Consider the following 20,114-nt stretch of genomic DNA (forward strand, 5'->3'; position numbering starts at 1 on the left):
AGCAACCATGACCGACCCCACGCGCACCGCGCTCGCGGCCGCCTATGCGCACGGCCCGGGCAAATCGATCCAGGTCACCAACCGAACCGTACGCCCCGGCAGACACCGACCTGCGCACTCCGTGGCCCTGGGCAGCCTCGCCGACATCCCGTCCTTCGGCCCGGCCCTGGTCCGGACGCTGACCGTGGCACTGGCCCCCCGCCGTTGGGAGCCCTGGAACCTGCACAACGACCACCGGGCCTACCCGTCTCCGCGCTGCGTGTACCTCACGGACACTGCACTGCGGCTGGGCGGAGACCAGTGGCCGATCGATCCGGTCAGACTCGTGCTCGAAGGAGAACGACGGCTGCCTGATCCCTCGACGATCACCTCCGTCACCGTCGAACTGACCGTCGATCCCCATCGGCTGTCCGACGGGTACGGCACCCTGCGTGACGCAATTGCCCTGCTGGAGGCCGGCCACCTCAGTTCCGCCCTCGTCGAGGCGGGCCGCGCCTCAGGGCTGGCCGGGCACGCCTTGCCCCGGGGCGCCGGCGGACCGTCAGGCGTCGTGACAGAAGTGACGTTCCGTCAAAGCGCAGCCTCGACCTGGCCCTGGCAGCAGATCCTAGCCGCACGAAGCGGGGCACTGAGCCCTCGGGGCCTGTCCGCCGATCCCAGGCCCCTGCCTGCCGACGTCCTGCGCCGCCTGATCCTGGACAGCCGCCCGCCGGCGGGTTCGCTGGCCGGCCGACCGGGTGGAGGAGAGCTCCGGCACCGGCTCGCTGTCCGCGGGGTGTCCGGGGTCCAAGACGGACTCTACGAACTGGGCGAAGACGGACTGGTCCTGCTCCAGCCGGGACAAGCAACCGAGCGGATCCAGTCGGCGTTCCGATTCGGCTGGGCAGACGTCGACGTGACCGGCATGAACGTGGTCTGGGTGATCACCACCGATGTGGACAACGTGGTACGCGGGCAGGGCCCGGACGGTTACGCGAACACGCTGATGACCGCAGGGGCGGCCGCCCAGCACGTCTGCTCCGCAGCCGCTGCGTCGGGACTGTTCTGCCGTCCGGTCCGCAGCTTCAACGAGCCGGACACCGAAGCCGCGGTGCAGGCCGACGCCGGAGAGGACAGCATCTACATGCTGCTCATCGGCCGCCCTCGGGCCCTGGACTTCTGCTACGACCTCACCGATCCGGAGGATTTCTCATGGCAGTGACCCCCGCTTCGCCCCGAATCGCGACCTGGAGCAGCCTGTACTGCTATCTGTACTGGCGACCCGTGCACACCGATACCTTCATCACCGCAACCCTGACACCGCTGATGGAGGCACTGCGCAACTCCGGCCGGATCGAGGAGTGGTTCTTCATTCGCTACGCCGAGAACGGCCCCCACTTGCGCATCAGAGCCCTGGGAGCCGACCCGGCGACCACGAAGGAGCTGCATGAGCAGCTGACCGAAGCCGTGCGGACCGCGCCGTACCCGGTCGATGACCGGGTCGAGCAGGCCTACTGGCGGGCGACGGGCGATCCGAAGGCCCTGCGTGGGCATGGTGAGGTGTGCGAGGCCGTCTATGAGCCGGAGACCGAGCGGTACGGCGGCGCCGCTGCGCTGCAGGTAGCGGAAGAGGTGTTCTGCCAGTCCAGCAGGATCGCCGCAGCCGCTGTCGAACGCACCACTGGCCCTGCCCAACGACTGGCCGCTGCCACGGACTTCATTCTGGCCACCGCGCTGGCGCTGGACCTCGACCTGCTCGATACCGTCCGGTGGCTGCGTCGCAGTGTGATCAACTGGCGTAGATACGCCGACATCACGACTCTGGCACCGGTGACGGTCCAGGGGTCGGCACTCGACGCGGCGGCAGCTCAGTCCGCAGCCGTCGCCCGACGCTGGCACGACATCCAGGCGTCGCGTGCTTCCGGTACGCAGTTGCGTGACCAGTGGGCTGCCTGCATCACGACGGCACGCTCACGCCTGGAGGCGGACGAAGCGGTCAGCCGGGCACGCTGGCTCCAGGTGTGGTCCTCGCAACTGCACATGCTGCTGAACCGGATGGGGGTGGTGCCCGACGAGGAGCGCTCGCTCTGCTGGTTCATCGCTTCGTCCCTCCTCGCCCCGGAGGGCACTACCGACTACTTCGCTGACCACCCCGGCGCCGTGGACCGCCGCTACCTCGACGCCAGCAATTTCGCACCGAGTCGCATGGAGTGGCAGCAGCCGAGAAAGCCACCGTGGGTCGCGAAGCAGTCCCCACCCGACCCGTTCATCGGACCCTCGTTGGCACTGACGGCCGGAGAGCCGCAGACCATGCCACTGGGCGAGGCCATGACCCGCCGGCGGAGCGGGCGTGGGGACCTCCGCGGCCCCACGAGCGCAGAGGACCTCGGCACACTCCTGTGGTCGGCCCACATCGGCCGTGCCGAACCTGATGCCCGGGGCCAAAGTCGTCGCCCGTACCCGAGCGCCGGCGGACAGTACGTCGCCCGCCTGCGGCTCATCGTCCGCGACGTCGCCGGGATGCGTCCGGGCATGTACGAACTGGAGCCGACGACCAGGACGCTGCTGCCGATCGCGGCGGCTCCGACAACCGACGAACTCGTGACTGCGTCCATGTGGTTCCGGCACGAGAACTCGTCCGATCAGCACGTCGACGTGTCGACGCTTCCCGCGCTGGTCGGCCTGTACGTCGAACTTGGTGCGCTACGAGCGAGCTACGGGCTGCGTGCGTTGCGGTTCGCTTACCTGGAGGCCGGACATCTCGCCCAGAACCTGGCCCTCACGGCGGCGGCCACAGGGTTGTCCTTGGGCGTGGTGGGCGGTTTCTATGACGACGTCGCGCACGAGCTGTTCATGTTGGACGGCATCGATGACGTGCTTGCCTATCTGCTGCCGGTCGGCCGACCCGTATCCCGGTGATGTGTCGCATGGCCAGAGCGCCAAGGCCGAGGGCGCGACGGGCCGTCCCCAGTCGGCCAGACCTCAGCAATTCGCCGAGCACCGCGTACTCGCGATCCACGTTGACCTGGGCAAGCGCATGTACGCGCATCGGGGGGCGCCGAGCCCGGATCGGACTCAATCGGGAGCTCGTTGATCGAGAAACTGGCTCGGTCGGTGTCGTGTCGGGTAGTCGCCGAAAAATCAAGGGAACGATAGGGCCGTGCGGCTGATCGCGTACTCGGATTAGGTACTTCTACCGATGCCGGACAAGGTCGCATGTTGGAAGGTGGTCATGCGATTGAACGTCAGTTCGCGTGCTGCACAACTACAACAATGGATTGGACAGATATGCCCAAGGTGATTGACCGCCACGAAACCAACACCACTGAGGACGAGTACGACCTCAGTGACCTCGATCTCAGCGCACTGTCCGTGATCAGCATGCACGGCCCGGCAGCAAAGCCCGAGCGTGAGGCTACGGCCTCCTGGCCCCCGTCGTGCTGCTGCTACCCCGCCTAGCCTCGATCTTGCATGACGGTCCGCCGACGGAGTCGGTGGACCGTTTCGCTTTCAGTGGCTGATGGCGGGCATTCCGAGGGCCCGAGTGTCGCCTCGGGTGGACGCCGGGTCCCACTGCTCCGGGCTGGTTCCTCTTCTTGTAGGGACAGGCGAATCCGCTGGTCAGCCGGGGTTCGGCAGGAGCGCAAGCCGTTCAAGGGCGGCGGATATCTCGCCGGTCCAGGGCCAGTGGCGGGCGATGGCCGCCAGGGATGTGGCTCCGCCGAGGTCGGCGATCATGCACAGCGCAAGCAGGGAGCCCAGGCGGTAGCGGCGGCCCCGGACCCGCCGGGGATCGGGGATCCGGCCCAGCACATCCGCCAGGCAGGTGAGCTGTGACGGTTCCGGGCAGGTGGAATCGGTGTCCGCGCAGTGGCGCTGCAGGACACCGATCAGGGAGGATGGCACGCGAACGCGACCCCTGTTCGTGATCAAAGGCTTCGAGAACCTTGATCATCAGGGGTCGCGTCTCTCGTTGCTGAACCGGGCGAACCGACCACAGTGGCGCATATGTAGGCGATCGACCCATCTCGCCGACTGAGAACGCATCAGCCCTGACCGGGGTGGGCGCCCCTTATACCCCGGGGACGGTGGTGTCCTCCCGGTCGGCGGTTCGCTGTCCGACCGGCACCCGCCGCTTCTCAGCGGCCAGTCCCTGCACTCCGCTGAAGACTTCCGTCTGGCGAAGCCCAAACGTGACGAGGCATCATCAGGGGTTCACTCGCGTTCACCCGTCCGGTCTTCCCCTTGCCTGTGGCCCCCGGACGGATCGGGAACCCTTGGGCGTCTTCTTCGAGCTCCGCACCCCACCGTTGCCAGTGACGCACGTCGAAGCGGGGACGGGCCTTGGACACTGGCCCGGGTCTACACCTTCGACATCAGTCGAACCTCCAATCGGTGCAACCACTCAAACTGTGCGACCTCGTGTCGCACCGCTCCGGCATTGCCCGGCCTCAGGATCCCGACCAGGGCCTCGCCGGTGTTGTCCAGGAAGCAGAGCAGTGGGTGGTAGCCGAAGCCACGCTTGTAGGTCGCGGCGGCCTGTTCCTTCTCGGAGTGGCAGGTGACCAGGGTGGCATCGATGTCCAGGACCAGACCGGGCAGTTCACGCCCTCCGGCCTGCGAGGCGGGTATGGCGTGTCCGGTCTCGTCGGCTTGCAGCCAGGCGACATCGCGGGCTCTGGCCCGCGCTGCCGCAGGGCGTTCAGAGCCGCGGTGTTGATGCCGGCCAGTACCCGCCAGGCGGTCGGAGTGGAGGCGACGGGACCGAACACGTCGCGCTGGTCGCGCAGCACGGCCAGGTCGGCGATCGCCTCGCCGCCGTCGGCGAGCGTCACCGCCAGGTCCACCGCGACGCGGCCGGGATCGTGCCCGGTCCCACGAGGCCGCAGTCGGCACAGAGCATCGGAGAAGGCGCTGGTCAGCGTGGTGGCGTCGGCCAGATCGGCGAGTAGACGCGAGCCAGCATGGCTGACCACCCCGTGCCCGTCGGCGCTGACGACGAGCTTGGGGCGTGACCGGGTAGTGTGCACGCAGAAAGTGCCTTACTGCTGGAACGACTGGGACCTTAAACAAGCCTCATCGTTGCAGCTCAGAAGGCACTTGCGCTTTTCCGATCATGATCTGGACGCGACCCCAGATGAAACGCGCAGGCTAGGGAATGATCATACTGATTTGGGAGGGATGGAAACACGCTGGTGTCAGCGATGGACGAGACAGTGACGATGCTGGTCGGCAGAGCTGAGGAACTGAAGCGCCTCGACTCGGCGATCGGCAGTTTGGGGCGGGACGGCGTTCCCGCTGTGGTCGACATTGCCGGAGACGCCGGCATGGGGAAGAGCAGGCTGCTGAGCGAGATATACGCGCGGGCGCGGCAGCGTGGGCTGACCGTGCTGCGCGGCAGAGCCACGGAGTACGAGTGGCACACTCCGTTCCAGATGCTCACGGACGCGTTCGCCGACGCCGATGCCTTTCTCGACCTGGATGGCCTGGTGGGCGCGGCGGCGCCAGTGCTGCGCGGCATCGACAGCGTGCGGGGTGCCACGCCGGGCAACCGCGATCGATTCGGCCTTTACCGTGCTGTAGCGGAGGTGCTCACCAGGCTCGGGGAGCGGAGCGGGCTGGTGATGGTTCTGGACGACGTGCACTGGGCGGATCCTGCGTCATTGGAGTTGCTGGACCATGTGATCCGGCATCCAGTGCGCGGGCGTGTGCTCCTGGTGATGGCCCGTCGAGTACGGCAGACGCCGCACTCGCTGACCGCCGCTCTGACACGCGGCGTCGACAGCGGAGCCGTACTGCCAATGCCGCTGCGCCCGCTGCCCGAGCAGGACTCGATCAAGACGCTGGCCTCCGACCTGCCACCGGCCGATGCGAAGGAGATCTACGATGCCAGCGGGGGCAACCCCCTCTATCTCCTCTCCCTTCTGCACGCCTACCGGCATGGCGCGTCGCTGCACGGCACCGCTGTCCGGGCCCACGACGACACCGCGTCCGGGGTGCCGGGCGGACTGGGATCGCTGCTCCTGGACGAATTGACCGCGCTGACCGGAGCGCAGCGCCGTACCCTCGAAGCAGTTGCGGTCCTAGGCGACCATGCCAAGCCGGCGATGCTGCGCCTGACGACCGGGCTCACCACGGCGGAGGAACTCGACGACTGCATCGGTGCACTGACGCGGCGCGATCTGCTGCGCAGAGGGTCCGACGGCCGCTGGGCTCTGCGTCACCCGCTGCTGAGGGCACTGGTCTACGAGAACACTCCCGAACCACGCCGCACTGAGATTCACCGCTGCGCGGCAGACGAACTGGCGCTGGCAGGTGCCTCCGCCGCCGAGCGGGTTCACCACGTCGAGATGTCGTTGGTCGGCTGGGATCCGGCGTCGGCGGCGGTGTTGCGCGAGGCTGCCGCCCAGTTCGCCCACACAGCCCCCGCGACCGCGGCCCGTCTGCTGGACGTCGTTCTGCGGCTCATGCCGGAGACGCCCGCACACGCGCAGCAGCGCGGCGAGTTGACGCTGGCGCGCGCCAGAGCACTCGCCGTGGGCGGCAGCCTGCGGGAGAGCCGCGATCTGCTCCACCGACTGATCAGCAGATCCGGACCGGACGACACAGCGCTGCGCGGGGATGCGATATCGCTGTGCGCCGCGATGGAACGGCACCTCGGACACTCCCCGGAAGCGATCGCCCTACTGCAGCGGGAACTGCTCCGAAGCCCAGGCCCCGAGCCCCGCCAGGCGGTCTCCCTCGGACTCGCGCTGGGCATGGCCGCCCTGAACACCGTCTCCTACCCCGACGTACGCGACGACATCGAACGGACGCTCGCGACAGCCCGCTCCCACGGCGACATCATGGGAGAGATGGGGGCCTTGGCGCTGGGGTCGTTGGGAGAGGCCTACGAGGGGGAGACGACGGCGGCCCGCCGATTCGCCGACGCCGCCGCCGGGCTCGCGGACGGCCTGACCGACCCCGACCTCACGGAACTGTGCGAATCGCTGGTATGGCTGGCCTGGGCGGAAGCGCTGCTGGAGCGCTACGCCGACGCGGAACGCCACGCCGACCGGGGCCTGGAGATCGCCCGCCGCAGCGGCCAGGTCCACGTCCTGCCGCACCTGCTGAGCAGCAGGGCCTTCGTGCACCTCAACACCTGCCGGCTGCCGTCCGCCCTGGAGTCGGCCGAGGAGGCGGAATCCGTGGCACGGGCCATCGGCAGCAGCGATCTCCTGGCCTTCACCCTGTGCTTCAAGTCGCTGATCCTTCTCCTGCGCCGCCCCCTGGGGGACACCATGGCCCTGACGACCGCGGAAGAGGCCGTGGCCGCGGCCGGCACGAGCCGCCACTGGTGGGCATTGCTGGCCAGGTGCGTACTCGGACACACGGCGCTCGCGAGCGGCGACCCGCACCGCGCGCAGGACGCCATCCTGAAGGCCGGAGGTCCCGAACTGCTCTGGTTGCAGCCCTCCATACGCCCCGGCCAACTGGACGCCCTCGTCAGCACCGCCCTCGCGCTCGGTGACACCGAGCAGGCTGCGCGCTGGGCCGCACGAGCCGTCGCGGATGCCGACCGGATGGGCCTACAGGGCCAGCGCGGTGCGTCACTGCGCGCCGAGGCAGCGCTCGCCCAGCACCAGGGCGACAGCCACGCGGCCGCAGACCTCTTCGAGCGTGCGGCGAACGCGTACGCACCCTCCGGCGCGGCGCTCTGGGAGGCGTACTCCCTGCTGCTGGCGACCGTCCAGTTGCAAGCTGCGGGCAACGGTCCGCGCGCCGTCAGGATGTGGGAGCGGGCTCGCCGTATCGCCGACAGTGGCGGCGCTCGCCTGCTGTCCGACCTGGCCGCGCTGGTGCGCCCCCAGGCCGAGGAGGCCCCGCGCCCACCCACGGAGCTCGACCAACTCACCCCACGTGAGCGGGAGATCGCCGAACTCGTCGCCGAGGGACTGGGCAACACGGCCATCGCGACGAAGCTGTACCTCAGCCGCCGTACGGTCGAAACCCACCTGTCGGCCATCTACCGCAAGACCTCCGTGCCGTCCCGCTCAGCGCTGGCGGGACTCATCACGCGTGCCGCCCTCGACCGGCGCGGGTGACGAACCTGTAGTGGCACGAACGGTGGCTCAGACCGTGGCGTCCCGAATCCCCCACGGCGATCGAAGCACCAACCGATCGGCGCCTTGCTCGATCCGTGGTTGACTCTCTCCTCGCTGACCTGGCCGTATTCGGCGTGGCAGAGGGCGTGGGCCTCAGCGGACATGAGTGCGTCGGCGAACGTCTTGACCATCGCGCGCAGCCGATCGGGACTCGCCGCGGCGAGGTTGTCCTCGGCAAGGACGTGCAGGGGCAGATTGTCGGGTGCGGTCATCGTGCTGATCTCATTCGGGCTTCGGCACCTCGAAGATCAGCCGGTGGCCGTTCATCTATGCGGACCTCATCCTGATGCCGGAGCAAACCCCGGGATCAGGTCGAACCCGTACACCACTTCCTCGCAACCTGGTCTGTCAGCCTGCCCACCCTCAGCCACCGAAAGCGAGAGGGGGCCGCCGACTCCGTCGGCGGCCCCCTCAAGAAAGATCGAGGCTAGTTTGTCACGTGGCTCCAGTCACTCCAGGAGACACTGAAGCACGGGTAGGCGCTTTCGGGTTCGGCGTCGAGTCCCTGGAGGGCGAGAATCTGAATCATTCGGGATCACCTATTTTCTTGGTGTGGAGATTTGGATTTTCCGGCACCATGATAACCGGTCGAGTGAGCCGTCCCTAGGGTGTGATGAATATTTCCCTTTTTCGGTTCGGCAAGTATAGGTCGTGATGAGTACGTAGGTGCCGGTTGGGGTTTGTTTCTGGAAATCTGGAGTGCCGTGAATTTGCGGATTCGCTCAGGGCTTGGGAATACTTTGTAGTCGGATTTGCCAGGCAAGCAGGAACTCGCCCGCGGAGTTGCCCGTGGCCGTCCTTCACTCGGTGCCGTCCGGTCGTGGTGGCATCAGGGGCTGCGCGACATGGTCCAAGGTGAACAGCTCGTCACCGGGGCCGTGCAGAACCCGTTGCAGCGCCAGCAGTACCCCGGCCCCGCCACTGGACAGATCGGCGCTGAAGCGGTGCGAACCCTCGCCGAGGTAGCGGACGCCACGGTTGTGGGGGATGGCGTACTTCACCAGGCCGGTAGCGATCCGGACGGCGTCCTGGCGGCGTGTCTCGCCGCCAGCCAGTTCGGCGTAGTCCGTGAGGAAGTAGGCAAGTCCGGCGAGTCCCGTGTACAGACCCGATCCCGGCGGGCAGGACATGCGGGTGCCTGCGACGATCCCGGGCAGTACCGTGGCGCAACGCTCGTCCGCTGAGGTCGTGACATAGCGGGCCAGGGCCATGCCCACTCCCGCCGCGCCCACGGCCAGGTAGGGCATGGCGCGCTTGATCACGGCGTTGTCGGAGAAGGAGTAAGTGCCGTCATCCAGGGAGATCGCGCGGTCCAGTTCCTCGTGGAGCAGTCGGCGGCCCGCTTCGAGGTAGGAGGTATCGCCCGTGTCGCGGGCCAGATAGTAGAGGAAGAGAGCCAGCCCGGAGCGGCCGTGGAACAGCCCACGGGCATCGTGGTTGCCGAGCGTTGGCACCAGGTCGTTGGTCCTAAGGATCGCGTCACCGGAGGCGGCGGCCCGCTCCAGGTGGCTGTCGTCCTGGGTCAAGTGGTGGAGGGCGAGCCAGGTCAGGCCGACCCCTGCTTGCCCGCCGGCCAGTGTGGTGGACGACGCGGTGATGGGGTGACTGTCGGCGTCCCCCGCGAGGTCGATCGCCTCGTCCAGGTGGCCGAGCGCGGCCAGGACCCGGGCGATGCCCGCCGACCCCACACTCAACCCGGGTGGCAGCTTGGCACGTTGAGTCAGGGCGTCGCGGCGCAGCCGCTTTTCGATGTCCTCCGGAATGGGCAGGCCCGCGCGGTGCAGGGCGTGGACCACTCCGGCGGTCCCGTAAGCGACACACAAGGTGTTGGTGTGGAAGGCCTCGGGTGACGGCGGGAACACCCAGTCATGCCTGCCGACGTCGGACATCTCGAGCACCCCCGCCGCCACTTGCTCGGCGAGCCGGCCGAGGCAGCCCAGGGGATCGGCGTCGATTTCGGAGGGGGTGGGCAGACCGGCGGAGCCGTCCTCGCCGGGCTGGTAGAACGCTGTTGCCCGCGTCCACAGATCGGCCGGGGGCAGGGCCGAGATCCTCAGATCGCGCCGCAGCAGTGCGAGGTTGGACGGGGCGCGCTCGGCGACCTCGTGGAAGGGTGCGAACAGCGCGAGTGCAACGGCGGCCATGCCGAACCGGTCCCGCAGGAGCGGATCGGAGTTGTCGGCGGTCAGCCCAGGTGGCGGGACGAATCCCTTGGTACCCATGGCGGCAGGAGGTCCGCTGAGGGCTGACACGGCCTCGAAGTCGACGAGCCTGGGGTTACCGGCGGGTGTGACGATGACATTTCCCAGGCTGACGTCCCCGAACCGGTATCCCAGGGTATGCAGTCGGTCGAGCGACTCTTCCAGACACCCGAGAAGGGTTCGGCAGTCGGCGAAGTACGCGGCGAACTCCTCGGCTGGCCGACCGGCTCTGATGATCGGTGATGTGCCGCTGATCCAGCCCCGGAGCGACTCTCCTACGACGTACTCGGTAACGAGGAAGTCGTGCTCCCACTCTGTGAAGTAATCCAGCGGTTCGGGGCACACTCCAGGAGCGGCTTCGTGCACGATGGTGAGGATGTTGTGCTCGTGTCGCAGCCGTTCCTGTGCGCTGGTGCCGTCCCAGACGAGGCCGTTGTGGGCGCGGGCTTCCTTGATGAAGACGATCCGTCCGGTGCGAGTGTCCCGCGCCTTGTACGCGCCTCCGCCATTGCTCGGTTGCAGCGCTTTGATGATCTCGTAGTCGCGAATGAGGATCGGGCCCTGGTGCTCTGCCGGCTCCTCGGTGACGAACGGGTCGCTGATGCCGGAGGGAAGCAGGAAGGCGGGCTGGCGCATGTCCACGACATCGCGCCCCGAGCCGTCACGGACGATCCCTTCTGTGGTGCCGTCGGGCAATAGTCGGCTTCGACTGCTGAACGCGCCGTAACGGTAGTGGACGGTCCGCGAGTTCCGGTACCGGCGGTCGGAGAGGACATAGGGTCCCTCCTCTTTGTCCAACGCGTCGCAAAGGAGGTCCATGAGCCGTCGCGCGGTCTCCGTATCCGGCGGATAGACCGCGCAGAACTTGCCCGACTGCGCCCGGTGGGCATGTTTGTGGTGGAGGAACAGAAAGAAGAACTGGGCGGCGACATGCTTGAACGGGACGTTCTCGGCGAAGCAGATGTCCGCGACCACGTCCAGAACGTGCTGGGCGCGCTCGAGTTGTGCCGAGACATGGATCTTCCAGCCCTGGACGGCGCGTTGGGTCTGCCCGTTGCTCCAGACCTTCCAGATGTCTTGGTCTGCTCCATGCCAGCCGGACGGTGTCCGGGTGGGAGCGAAGCGCGGGCCGGGGTCGGCCATCGTCGCGAGAGGAGCGTAGTACTGCTCGTCGGCGATGGCCTCGCTGATGGTGTCAGGCATCGGATTCTCCTTGAAGTGCCCCGAGTGCCGACCTGCACAGGCACCGCAACTCTGTGGCCACTGGCTTCACGTCCGTCGTTGGAGAGAACCGGCTCAGGCTGGTCGAGTCGGTCCGCGGCCACCACGTCGCCCTACGCGGCCGTGGTACGGAATAGGATGCGGCGGGTGATCACCACAGCCACAACTGGAGTCTGTGGACGATGGGTTGGGTTCCGGTTGCCTCACGGATCAGGATCGGTATGTCAACCGCGGAAGTGGTGCTCGCGCTGGTGGGCCAGCCCACCCTGAGACGGACGACGAGGCCGTCGTCCTGGCGCCCTCGAACAGCGCACCGCCTGCGATACACGATGCCGGGCACAACCTCCACCGAGACGACCGACTATGCCGCCCACCGCCTGAAGATCGCCGGGCATCCGGACCAGCTGCTCACCGAGTGATCGTCCGCTACCGGCACCTCGCCGACGAAAACGACCTCGCACACGACCGCCCCGCCGGAACACCCGCGAGTGGGGCGTCGCCATCAGAGGCCGTCGGCATCTTGAATGCCGCCTTCATCGGCAGTTGCAACGCCGGGCAACACATCGTCGACGGAAAGGTACATCGGACGCTGGGGCCTGCAAGGTCGCCCGCAGGGGCCACCGCGGAGTTCCGGTTCAGTGGCCTTCACGATGGTGCCGTTGACACGCAGTCGTCAGTGGGTCGCCGTAGCTCCGGTCGACTCGTCGGAACTGGAGGTCGAAGACATTGTCGTCGCGCGAGCCGCAGGTGCCGAACGCCTCCACCTGGTGTCCTTGAGCCGGTCTGAAAGCGGCTGCAGATCAGCAACAACCGGGGCTTCGTCAGCGGTTGGACGAGTCGTGACCACGTGTTCGGTATCTGTGTCGCGGTCGACGGCGTTACCCCGGCTGGCGTCGAACGACGCTTTCAGCGGCTTCCTACGGCAGTCTGTGAGACGGTGACGCCTCGTAGCGTCTCCCAGACCAGCGCTGGTTTTCCGCTGTCGGCTGGTCCGCGAGGGCGCCGATCAGAGCGGAACGAGAACTCACGCCAAGTTTGCGGAAGATACGGGTGAGGTGGGCCTCGACGGTTTTGACCGATACGAACAGGCTCGATGCGATGTCGCGGTTGGACAGACCGTCGGCAACCAGCCGGGAGACGCGGTGCTCCTGTTCGGAGAGTGCTCCATAGGGTGGTGTGTCGCTGGCCGACCGGGGCCGGCGGGCACCGATCTGACGCTGGGCGTTGACGGCGAGAGTGCTCAGATGCCCCGCGCCGTGGGCGTCGGCGATCTGCTTCGCGCGTCCGACGGCCGTGACGGCGTCGTCCAGCCGCTGGGCTGCGGTGAGCGCCCTGCCGAGCAGGAGCCGTGCGCGGCACTCCGCCAAGGCCAGGCCGCCGGCTGCGAAGGATTCGGCCGCGGTCGAGAAGAGCTCGGCGGCGGCGGACGGATCGTCGTCCCGGGTGACAGCCATGGCGAGCGCGGCGTAGCCCGACTGTCCCGGCAGCGTCACGGCGGCGGCTGCCTGGGCGGCGTACTCCGCCCAGGCGCGGGCCGCGGCCGCGTCACCGCGGGCCATCTCGGCCTGAGCGGCCGTGGAACACCACATGGCTCTGAGAGCGTGCGTCGTCACCGACCGGTCGGTGCCGGTGATGGTCCGGAGCAGTTCGATGCAGTCGTCAGGTCGTCCCTGGTCGAGGCGGACGGAGGCGAGCACCGCGGCGGACAGCTCCCACAGGCGTCCGCGGCGGCCGACCGACCGCAGGGCGCCTTCGGCCGTGTCGACGGCCGCGGCCGGCCCGTTCCACAGCGCGGTGGCCGCGGCGCGCAGCGTCAGGGCGTAACCGATGAGGTCCGGTCGGTCGAGCTGATGGGCCATTTCCTCGGCGCTCGCCGCCGACGCTATGCCCTCTTCGAGGTTGCCGGTCGCCTGCTCTGCGTAGGACTGACAGAGCAGTAGGTACGGCATCATGTAGCTCTGCCCGGTGAGCCTGGCGATGCGAATACCGCGGGTCATGTGCCGGATGGCGTCGTGGTGGCGCTCGGCAAGGACTTCGGCCCAGCCCAGCTGGCCGATCTCGTCGAGGAAGGTGGACAGTTCCTCGTCCTCCATGATGTCGATCGAGGCCGCGGCTTCGGAGGCGTACGCCCGTAGGTGACCCGTCCGCCCGCTGTACGCTGCGCCCAGGGCGCGGCAGGCCGCCACCGAGGTGAGGGTCTTGCGGTCGACGGGCGCGGGAGTGTGGGCCAGGAGTGCGTCGAGGTGTCCGTTTGCCTCGTCGAAGTCACCTCGGGCCATTCCTACGGTAGCGAGCTGCAGCCGAAGCGGATTCGCCCTTGCGTCGGTCTCCGGCCACTGGCTGAGCTCGTCCGTGAGGGCGAGCTTCGCCGCCTTGGTACTTCCGAGAATCCGTTCGATCACCGACCGGAGAGCAACGATGGGTATGCGCTGATCGCGTCGGTCCGGCGGTACGAGGTCCAGGGCCTGGGCGAGGGCGTCGAGGCAGGCGGTGAGGTCGCCGGTCATCCCGCATGCCTTCGCCAGGCCGATCAGTATCCCTGTCCGGCGCCGGGCCGACTCCCCGGAGCGGTCCGGGGCGGACAACTGCAGCGCCGTACGCAGCCAGACGGCCGCGGTCGCCGGTGCGGAGTGGGTGGCGAGGGTGGCCGCCTCGGTGAGGATGCGAACGGCTTCGAGGTCGCCGACCTGCGCCGAGCGTGCGACGTAGGGCGCGCGCTCGACAGGGCTTGCCCCACAGCTCCGCAGTGTCTCGTCGGCTCGGGCGTTCGCGGCAAGGCACCAGCCGGGCGGTGTGTCCCGCGACACCACCTCACGGAGCAGCGGATGCCGGAACTGCAGCAGGTGGCGTGCGTCCTGCTGGGGGCCGGCTGGGCTGCCGGACCTGATGAGGTCCATCCCCGCCAGGACATCGAGCGCCTTCAGAGCCGGCCCGGTGGCCAGACCGGCCACCGGGCCCAGCAGCATGGGGTCGAAGGGATCGCCCAGTACGGCGGCGGCGCGGAGCGCGGTGAGTTCGTCCTCGGTCAGCAGAGCGATCTCGCGGGCCAGAGCCGCCCGCAGGGTACCTGGCAGATCGGCGAGACACTCCGTCGCGTCGGTGCCGTCCACGGTGAGTTGGGTCAGCACTTCCAGGTAGAGCGGGTTGCCTCCGCTGACCGAGCAGAGCCGGTCGCGCTGGCCCGCGGTGTGTGTGGCGCCGAGCAGCCGCTCGCACGCCTGGCGGTCCAGCGGGGAGAGCGTGATGCGTTCCATGCGGTAGTCGGTGGCGGCGTGCTGGAAGGACGCCAGCAGTTTCGCCGCCGCCTGCCGGGGGCGGTGTCCGCAGGCGAGAATCAGGGGGGTCCTGGGTGGCTGGCGGAGAAGGTAGTGGAGCAGTGCCACAGCTCCCTCATCAGCCCAGTGCAGGTCGTCGAGACAGAGCAGTACCCCGCGGTTCCCGCCGACATCCGCCAGGAGCCGGCCGACGGCATGGTGCAGCCGGTACCGCTCCATGTCGAGAAACCGGGGACGTCCGGGCTGAGAACCCGCGCTGTGGGGAAGTACCAGGTCCAGCAGTGCATCCATCTCCTCGCCGAGGGGCCCGTGCTCGGCTTGCGTAAGGCGCCCGAAGCACGAGCGGATGGGGTCGGCGAACACCCCGAAGGAGCGCTGCTGCTCGAATTCCGAGGCACGGCCGGACAGGACTGACAGGCCCCCCGCCCTCCCCAGATCAGCCAGTTCGGACAGCAGCCTGGTCTTGCCGAGCCCGGGATCGCCGGTGATCTCGATGACGGTGGAGGCGCCGTCAGCGCAGGCGGCGACCGCGGACCGCAGGAGGGCCATCTCCTGTTCCCGTCCGACCAATGGTCTGGGGCCTGCGCTCCGCAACGCGCCCCGCACCGTCCGCGCCCCGGCCTGCTGCTGGCTCTGCTCGGTCATAGGGCTCCTCAGTTCTGGCTCCAGTGTCAGCGGTTGGCTTCGCGACGCCGGCGTCCCTCCGGGCCGAACTGATCTTCATCTCGGTTGTGGCCCATCGGCCTCCGTGGAACTACGCATCTGCTCACGGACGTTGTCAGCGGGGCACCCGTGTCCTCACCGCTCCGGCGCCTCCAGCAGAAGGTGTTCCAGGTCGCGGATCAGCTGAGTGGCCGCGGCTCGCCGGTGGGGTGCGAGACCCGTCGAGATGCGGTCCGGGGCGGTGTGCCGTGACGTGGCGAACCGCAGCGCGGTGGCGGCCTGCCCGGCGAAGAGGGACAGCAGGTCGAGCTCGGGCAGGCTGGAGCGAGCCTGTTCCGTCGGGTCGAGGACTTCCAGCACGCCGAGCACCCGGTCGCCGTGGATCAACGGGGCCGCCATCAGGGCGTCCGGCACGTACTGTGTGGACTGGGCCAGGGAGCGGTCGAACGACGGGCTGGCGGCGAGGTCGTCGACCACGATCGGCTCACCAGAGATCGCCACCCAGCCGGCGATGCCGCGGCCCGCCGGGAAGCGCCGGCCGACCAGGAAGTCCTCGCCCTGGCCGGAAACCGCCTGGAAAACCAGTTCGCCGGCTTCCTCGTCGAGCAGGAAGACGGAACTGGCCTGCGCGCCGAAGATGGCGCGGGCCACGTCCACGACCGACTGGAGCAGCTCGAGCGCCACCGGATCGCCGGACGTGCCGATGGTGTCCGCCTGAGGGGATCCGGGGAGTTGGAAGTCATGGGACACAGCGGCACCTTTGCTAGTGGACGTTGGCGGCGGAGGCGTAGAGCGCGCTCTTCAGTTGAAAGGGCTTCATGCGCGGGCCTTGAGACAGGATTCGGGCGCAGAGCCCGGTGATGTAGGGCGTGGCATAGCTGTTGCCCGTGGATCGGATGGTCTTGCCGCCGATCCAGCCCACCTCCACGTTCTGGCCGGGGGCGAAGAACTCCACCGGTGGTCGGGGGTTGTACAGGTGCAGTTCGGGGTTGTCCTCTCCGTGGCTGCCGACCGAGATCACTGACGCGAACCGCCAGGGGAAGCTCTCCACGGGGGTGTTGTGCGCCGACGCGACGATCACCGTGCCGCTGAAGTACGCCTCGTCGGCCAGGGCGTGGAGCTCCTCGGCGAAGCGGGTCCTGGTGGTGGACAGACTGAGGTTCACCACGTCGAAGCCCTGCTGGACGGCCCAGCGCAGCCCTTCGAGCATGATGTCCCCGGTACCGGAGAACCGTTCGCCGAGCACCCGCACGCTGTGCAGCTCACAGTCCGGCGCGACACGGCGGACGATGCTCGCGCAGGCCGTTCCGTGGCCGCAGGTGTCTCCGGTGTCCGTCTTCTCGACCCGGATGCCTTCGTCGTCCTTGACGACCACCCAGGAGCCGTTCACCCGTCCGACGGCCGGGTGGTCCCGTTCCACGCCGGAGTCGACCACGCAGACCCGCACCCCGTGGCCTGTGGCCTCCGCGGTCATGCCACGCACGTCGTCGGCCACCACCCGGATATCTTCGGGGCGCTTGCCCCGCAGGCTCCAGGTGAGCCCACCGGGTTGCGCGGTCGTGCCGGTCGTCATCGGTGCTCGTTTCGTTCGTCGGGAGCGGGCCGGTGGCCGGCCTCTATGGCCCAGCGCACCCCTGGCAGATGGCCCTTGGCATGGAACACCGCCTTCGCACGGGCTGCGGATGCCTGCGCCGCGTCGTCCATGCCGAGCAGCCGGAACGTGTGTGCCTGGTCCAGAGCTGCCAGGGCCCGTACGACCGGGGAGTCGGTACGGTCGGCGGCGTCGAGGGCGCTGGCGGCGAGCCGAAGGGCCTCGTCGTGACGGCCCTGGGCGGCGGCGACGCGGCCCAGGAGGCCGCCGAACTCCACCGATTCGGCGTGCCGGCGTTCGCCGTCCTGTCCGAGCTGCCTCAGAACGGCGGCGGCCGCTGACCAGGTACTGCGGTCCACCAGAAGCCTGGCGGACTCCAGGCCGATGCTGTGCAGCAGCGCGGCCGCCCCGAGCCGCCGAGCGGAAGTGGCGGCCGTGTCGAGCAGGGCGAGGGCTTGATCCCCATGTCCCGCGAGCGCTTCGACCATCGCGGTGAAGAGGGGAAGAACGATCCGGGTCTCGGCGTAGCCCAGCTCCTCAGCCAGTCGTCCGGCCTCGGTCAGGCACTCGCGCGCGGCTGTCCAGTCTTCCCGCAGGGCGAACAGGACGGCCATCGGGCAATTCAGGGTCATCCGCACGGTACGCCGCCCGGCGCCGTGCTCGGCGAGCAGCGCCCGGCACCGGGCCATCGCCAGGGGCACCGGCTCCGGACCGCGCCACAGGGAGATGCCGATCGCGCCCAGTGCGGCGGCCCGTTCGGGTTCCGCGTCGGCGCGTACCGCGTGGGCCAGGGCCCGCGTGAGCAGGCGGTCCGCCTTGCCGTGCCGGCCCTGGGACTGGTACTGCTGGGCGAGCCGTAGGCAGGCACGGGCTTGGCCCAGTTCATCTCCTGCTGCCTCGAACACCGGCAGGACGGTGTCTGCCGCGTCGGCGGGTGAGGCCCCGCCAGAGCCCAGCGTGGCCAGCGCCAGCCGGGCGTGGGCGGTCTCCACCGGGTCGGCCGACGCCGCCAGTACGGCCAGGAGCAGCGCGCGACCCTCATCGGCGCGGCCTAGGGCCGAGCGGACCTCGCCGAGCCTGCGGGTGGCCGCGATTGCGTCCGGCTCGTCTGCCCGACGCAGCGCCACGGACCGAGCCAGCAGATCCTCGGCCCAGGGAAGGTCGGAGCGGGCCAGCGCTTGGGCTCCGGACCGGTCGAGCGCGTCGGCGGCCCGGACGCGCAGTGTTTCGGTGGCGTCGTCGAATTGCCCGAGATCAGCGAGGTAGCCGTACGCGCGTTCCAGGTGACCGCCCACCGCGGCCTGCCCGGACCCGAGCACGGACGGCAGGGCGGCGGCCTTCTCGTGTCCTTCGGCCCTGGCCCGCTTCGCCATGCACTCATACGTCACTTCCTGCACCAGACCACTGCTGAACTGGAAGGACCCCTCGCGGCCAGGCTCCACGAGCCGCCGCGCGCTGAGCCGCGCAAGAGCCGGTCCCACGCCGTCAGCGATACCGCAGAGCCCGGCCAGCTCACCTGGCCTGAACTCCCGCCCCAGCACCGACGCCATGTCCAGGGCGGCGCGTTCCTGCGGGTCCAGGGCGTCGATCCTCGCTCCCAGCACGGCCTGCACCGTGGGCGGAAGCTCGTCCTGGGATCCGGTCTCGGCGGCTGCGGCCAGCAGTTGTTCGAGGTGCAGGGGATTGCCGTTCGCGCGCTCCAGGAGACGGGTCGGGGTTGTGTCCCAGTGGGCGCTCACATCCGCCAACTCAGCGGTCAAGAGCGCCGATTCGTCGTACGACAGACCCCGCAGAGGCAACGTCCGCACCGGAGCGAACGCCAGCGCGGGCCGGGACTCCAGCAACTCGGGCCTGGTCAGGCAGACAAGCAGGACGGCGGCCCGGTCCAGCTCCCGGACCAGCCGGTCCAGGACGTCGAGGAGCAACGGCCCGGCCCAGTGGCAGTCGTCGATCACCAGCACCACCGGCTGCCGCGCGGACAGTGCGGTCAGGACGTGGACGAGGCCGGCACACGTATCCTCCACCGTCGGGCTGGGCGTGCCGTCGAGCAGCAGACCGCCGGAGAGCACGTGCAGCGCTTCCGTATCGCCCTGGGTGCAGGCTCGGTTCGCCGTGAGGAGGGGGGTCACCGCGTCGGCGAGCGGGCTCAGGCTGCCGTGGTCACCGTACTGTCGGCACCGGCCGACGCCGAACAGGATCGCGCGGGAGAGGATCCACTCCCTCAGCAGCCGGGTCTTCCCCTGCCCTGCCTCCCCGTGGACCAGGACTCGCTGCGCGCCCCGACGATCTGTCACGTCCGCCAAGGCGGCGTCCAGCGCAGCCAGTTCGGATTGCCGTCCCACGAAACGTACGTCAAAGCGGCGCAGCAGTTCGGGATCGTCTTCGTCGAGGCCCAGCAGCCGGTAGGCGGGCACCGGATCGGTCTTGCCTTTGAGTGACAGCGGTCCGACCGGCTCGGCACGTACCGAGGCGCCGGCGGACAGCAGGGTGCCTGGGCCGATCAGGATCTGACCGGCTCTGGCGCTCTGTTCCAGACGGGCGGCGACGTTGACGGTCTCGCCCGAGACGAGTGCCTGCCGAGCCGAGGCGTCGGAACTGGACACCACTTGGCCGGTGTTGACGCCGATCCGGACGTTCAATCGCACGCCCAGCGTCGTGTCGAGCTCGTTGTTGAGTCCGTCCAGGGCGGCGACCATGCCGAGGGCTGCGGCGAGCGCACGGCGCGCGTCGTCCTCGTGCATGGCTGGTACCCCGAAGACCGCCATGACCGCGTCACCGATGAACTTCTCCACGGTGCCGCCGTGGAACTCGATCTGCCGCCGCATCAGCTCGAAGTAGCGCAGCGTCACCGAGCGCAGTGTTTCCGGGTCGAGGCCTCCGGACAGCGCGGTGGAGCCCACCAGATCGCAGAACAGCACCGTCACCACCTTGCGGGACTCCACCGCAACGGGACCGGCGGGGGCGCACCGCGCTCCGCACGACAGGCAGAAACGGGCCACGGGCGGCAGCACGCATCCGCATACAAGGCAGAGCATGTCGG

9 protein-coding genes and 2 pseudogenes are annotated in these 20,114 nt (G+C 68.8%); 3 read left to right on the top strand and 8 right to left on the bottom strand.

The window, feature by feature from the left end; genetic code table 11:
* The first annotated feature begins 7 nt into the window (after positions 1-7).
* Complete coding sequence (locus ACWC09_RS27360; protein ID WP_450853378.1) at positions 8-1,201, top strand: hypothetical protein; 1,194 nt, start codon at positions 8-10, stop codon at positions 1,199-1,201.
* Positions 1,192-2,898: a thiopeptide-type bacteriocin biosynthesis protein gene (locus ACWC09_RS27365; RefSeq protein WP_450853379.1), complete on the top strand. Its 1,707-nt coding sequence runs from the start codon at positions 1,192-1,194 to the stop codon at positions 2,896-2,898. The genes ACWC09_RS27360 and ACWC09_RS27365 overlap by 10 nt, the downstream gene beginning before the upstream one ends.
* A 702-nt stretch (positions 2,899-3,600) precedes the next feature.
* Here the strand turns inward: ACWC09_RS27365 and ACWC09_RS27370 are convergent.
* A complete protein-coding gene (locus ACWC09_RS27370; protein WP_450853443.1) occupies positions 3,601-3,885 on the bottom strand; it encodes a hypothetical protein in 285 nt (94 codons plus the stop codon).
* 525 nt (positions 3,886-4,410) lie between these two features.
* Positions 4,411-5,009: pseudogene (locus ACWC09_RS27375) on the bottom strand (transposase); the annotation flags it as partial.
* A gap of 174 nt (positions 5,010-5,183) precedes the next feature.
* Here ACWC09_RS27375 and ACWC09_RS27380 point away from each other — a divergent pair.
* Positions 5,184-8,063: an AAA family ATPase gene (locus ACWC09_RS27380; protein ID WP_450853380.1), complete on the top strand. Its 2,880-nt coding sequence runs from the start codon at positions 5,184-5,186 to the stop codon at positions 8,061-8,063.
* Positions 8,064-8,110: 47 nt separating this feature from the next.
* On the opposite strand, the pseudogene ACWC09_RS27385 reads toward ACWC09_RS27380, so the two are convergent.
* From ACWC09_RS27385 to ACWC09_RS27410, 6 genes and pseudogenes are all read right to left on the bottom strand, one after another.
* Positions 8,111-8,335, bottom strand: a pseudogene (locus ACWC09_RS27385) (IS256 family transposase); the annotation flags it as partial.
* A gap of 588 nt (positions 8,336-8,923) precedes the next feature.
* On the bottom strand, positions 8,924-11,527 hold the full coding sequence (gene lanKC, locus ACWC09_RS27390) for a class III lanthionine synthetase LanKC (protein WP_450853382.1): 2,604 nt from the start codon (positions 11,525-11,527) through the stop codon (positions 8,924-8,926).
* Between the two features lie 935 nt (positions 11,528-12,462).
* Positions 12,463-15,465: a helix-turn-helix transcriptional regulator gene (locus ACWC09_RS27395; protein WP_450853383.1), complete on the bottom strand. Its 3,003-nt coding sequence runs from the start codon at positions 15,463-15,465 to the stop codon at positions 12,463-12,465.
* A 153-nt stretch (positions 15,466-15,618) separates the two neighbouring features.
* Positions 15,619-16,188, bottom strand: coding sequence for a GAF domain-containing protein (locus ACWC09_RS27400; protein ID WP_450853439.1), 570 nt, complete (start codon positions 16,186-16,188; stop codon positions 15,619-15,621).
* 58 nt (positions 16,189-16,246) lie between these two features.
* On the bottom strand, positions 16,247-17,056 hold the full coding sequence (locus tag ACWC09_RS27405) for a S8 family peptidase (RefSeq protein ID WP_450853384.1): 810 nt from the start codon (positions 17,054-17,056) through the stop codon (positions 16,247-16,249).
* Positions 17,053-20,109, bottom strand: a complete 3,057-nt coding sequence (locus ACWC09_RS27410; RefSeq protein WP_450853385.1) for an adenylate/guanylate cyclase domain-containing protein — start codon at positions 20,107-20,109, stop codon at positions 17,053-17,055. Before ACWC09_RS27410 ends, ACWC09_RS27405 begins: the two co-directional genes overlap by 4 nt.
* Between the last annotated feature and the right edge of the window lie 5 nt (positions 20,110-20,114).

This window comes from Streptomyces sp. NPDC001617 (assembly GCF_053596855.1).

What these genes read in the sequence shown, in the direction of transcription:
- ACWC09_RS27365 (WP_450853379.1), top strand. Translation starts at nt 1,192, where the DNA reads ATGGCAGTGACCCCCGCTTCGCCCCGAATCGCGACCTGGAGCAGCCTG.
- ACWC09_RS27405 (WP_450853384.1), bottom strand. Translation starts at nt 17,056, where the DNA reads ATGACGACCGGCACGACCGCGCAACCCGGTGGGCTCACCTGGAGCCTG.
- ACWC09_RS27410 (WP_450853385.1), bottom strand. Translation starts at nt 20,109, where the DNA reads ATGCTCTGCCTTGTATGCGGATGCGTGCTGCCGCCCGTGGCCCGTTTC.
- ACWC09_RS27380 (WP_450853380.1), top strand. Translation starts at nt 5,184, where the DNA reads ATGGACGAGACAGTGACGATGCTGGTCGGCAGAGCTGAGGAACTGAAG.
- ACWC09_RS27360 (WP_450853378.1), top strand. Translation starts at nt 8, where the DNA reads ATGACCGACCCCACGCGCACCGCGCTCGCGGCCGCCTATGCGCACGGC.
- ACWC09_RS27395 (WP_450853383.1), bottom strand. Translation starts at nt 15,465, where the DNA reads ATGACCGAGCAGAGCCAGCAGCAGGCCGGGGCGCGGACGGTGCGGGGC.
- lanKC (WP_450853382.1), bottom strand. Translation starts at nt 11,527, where the DNA reads ATGCCTGACACCATCAGCGAGGCCATCGCCGACGAGCAGTACTACGCT.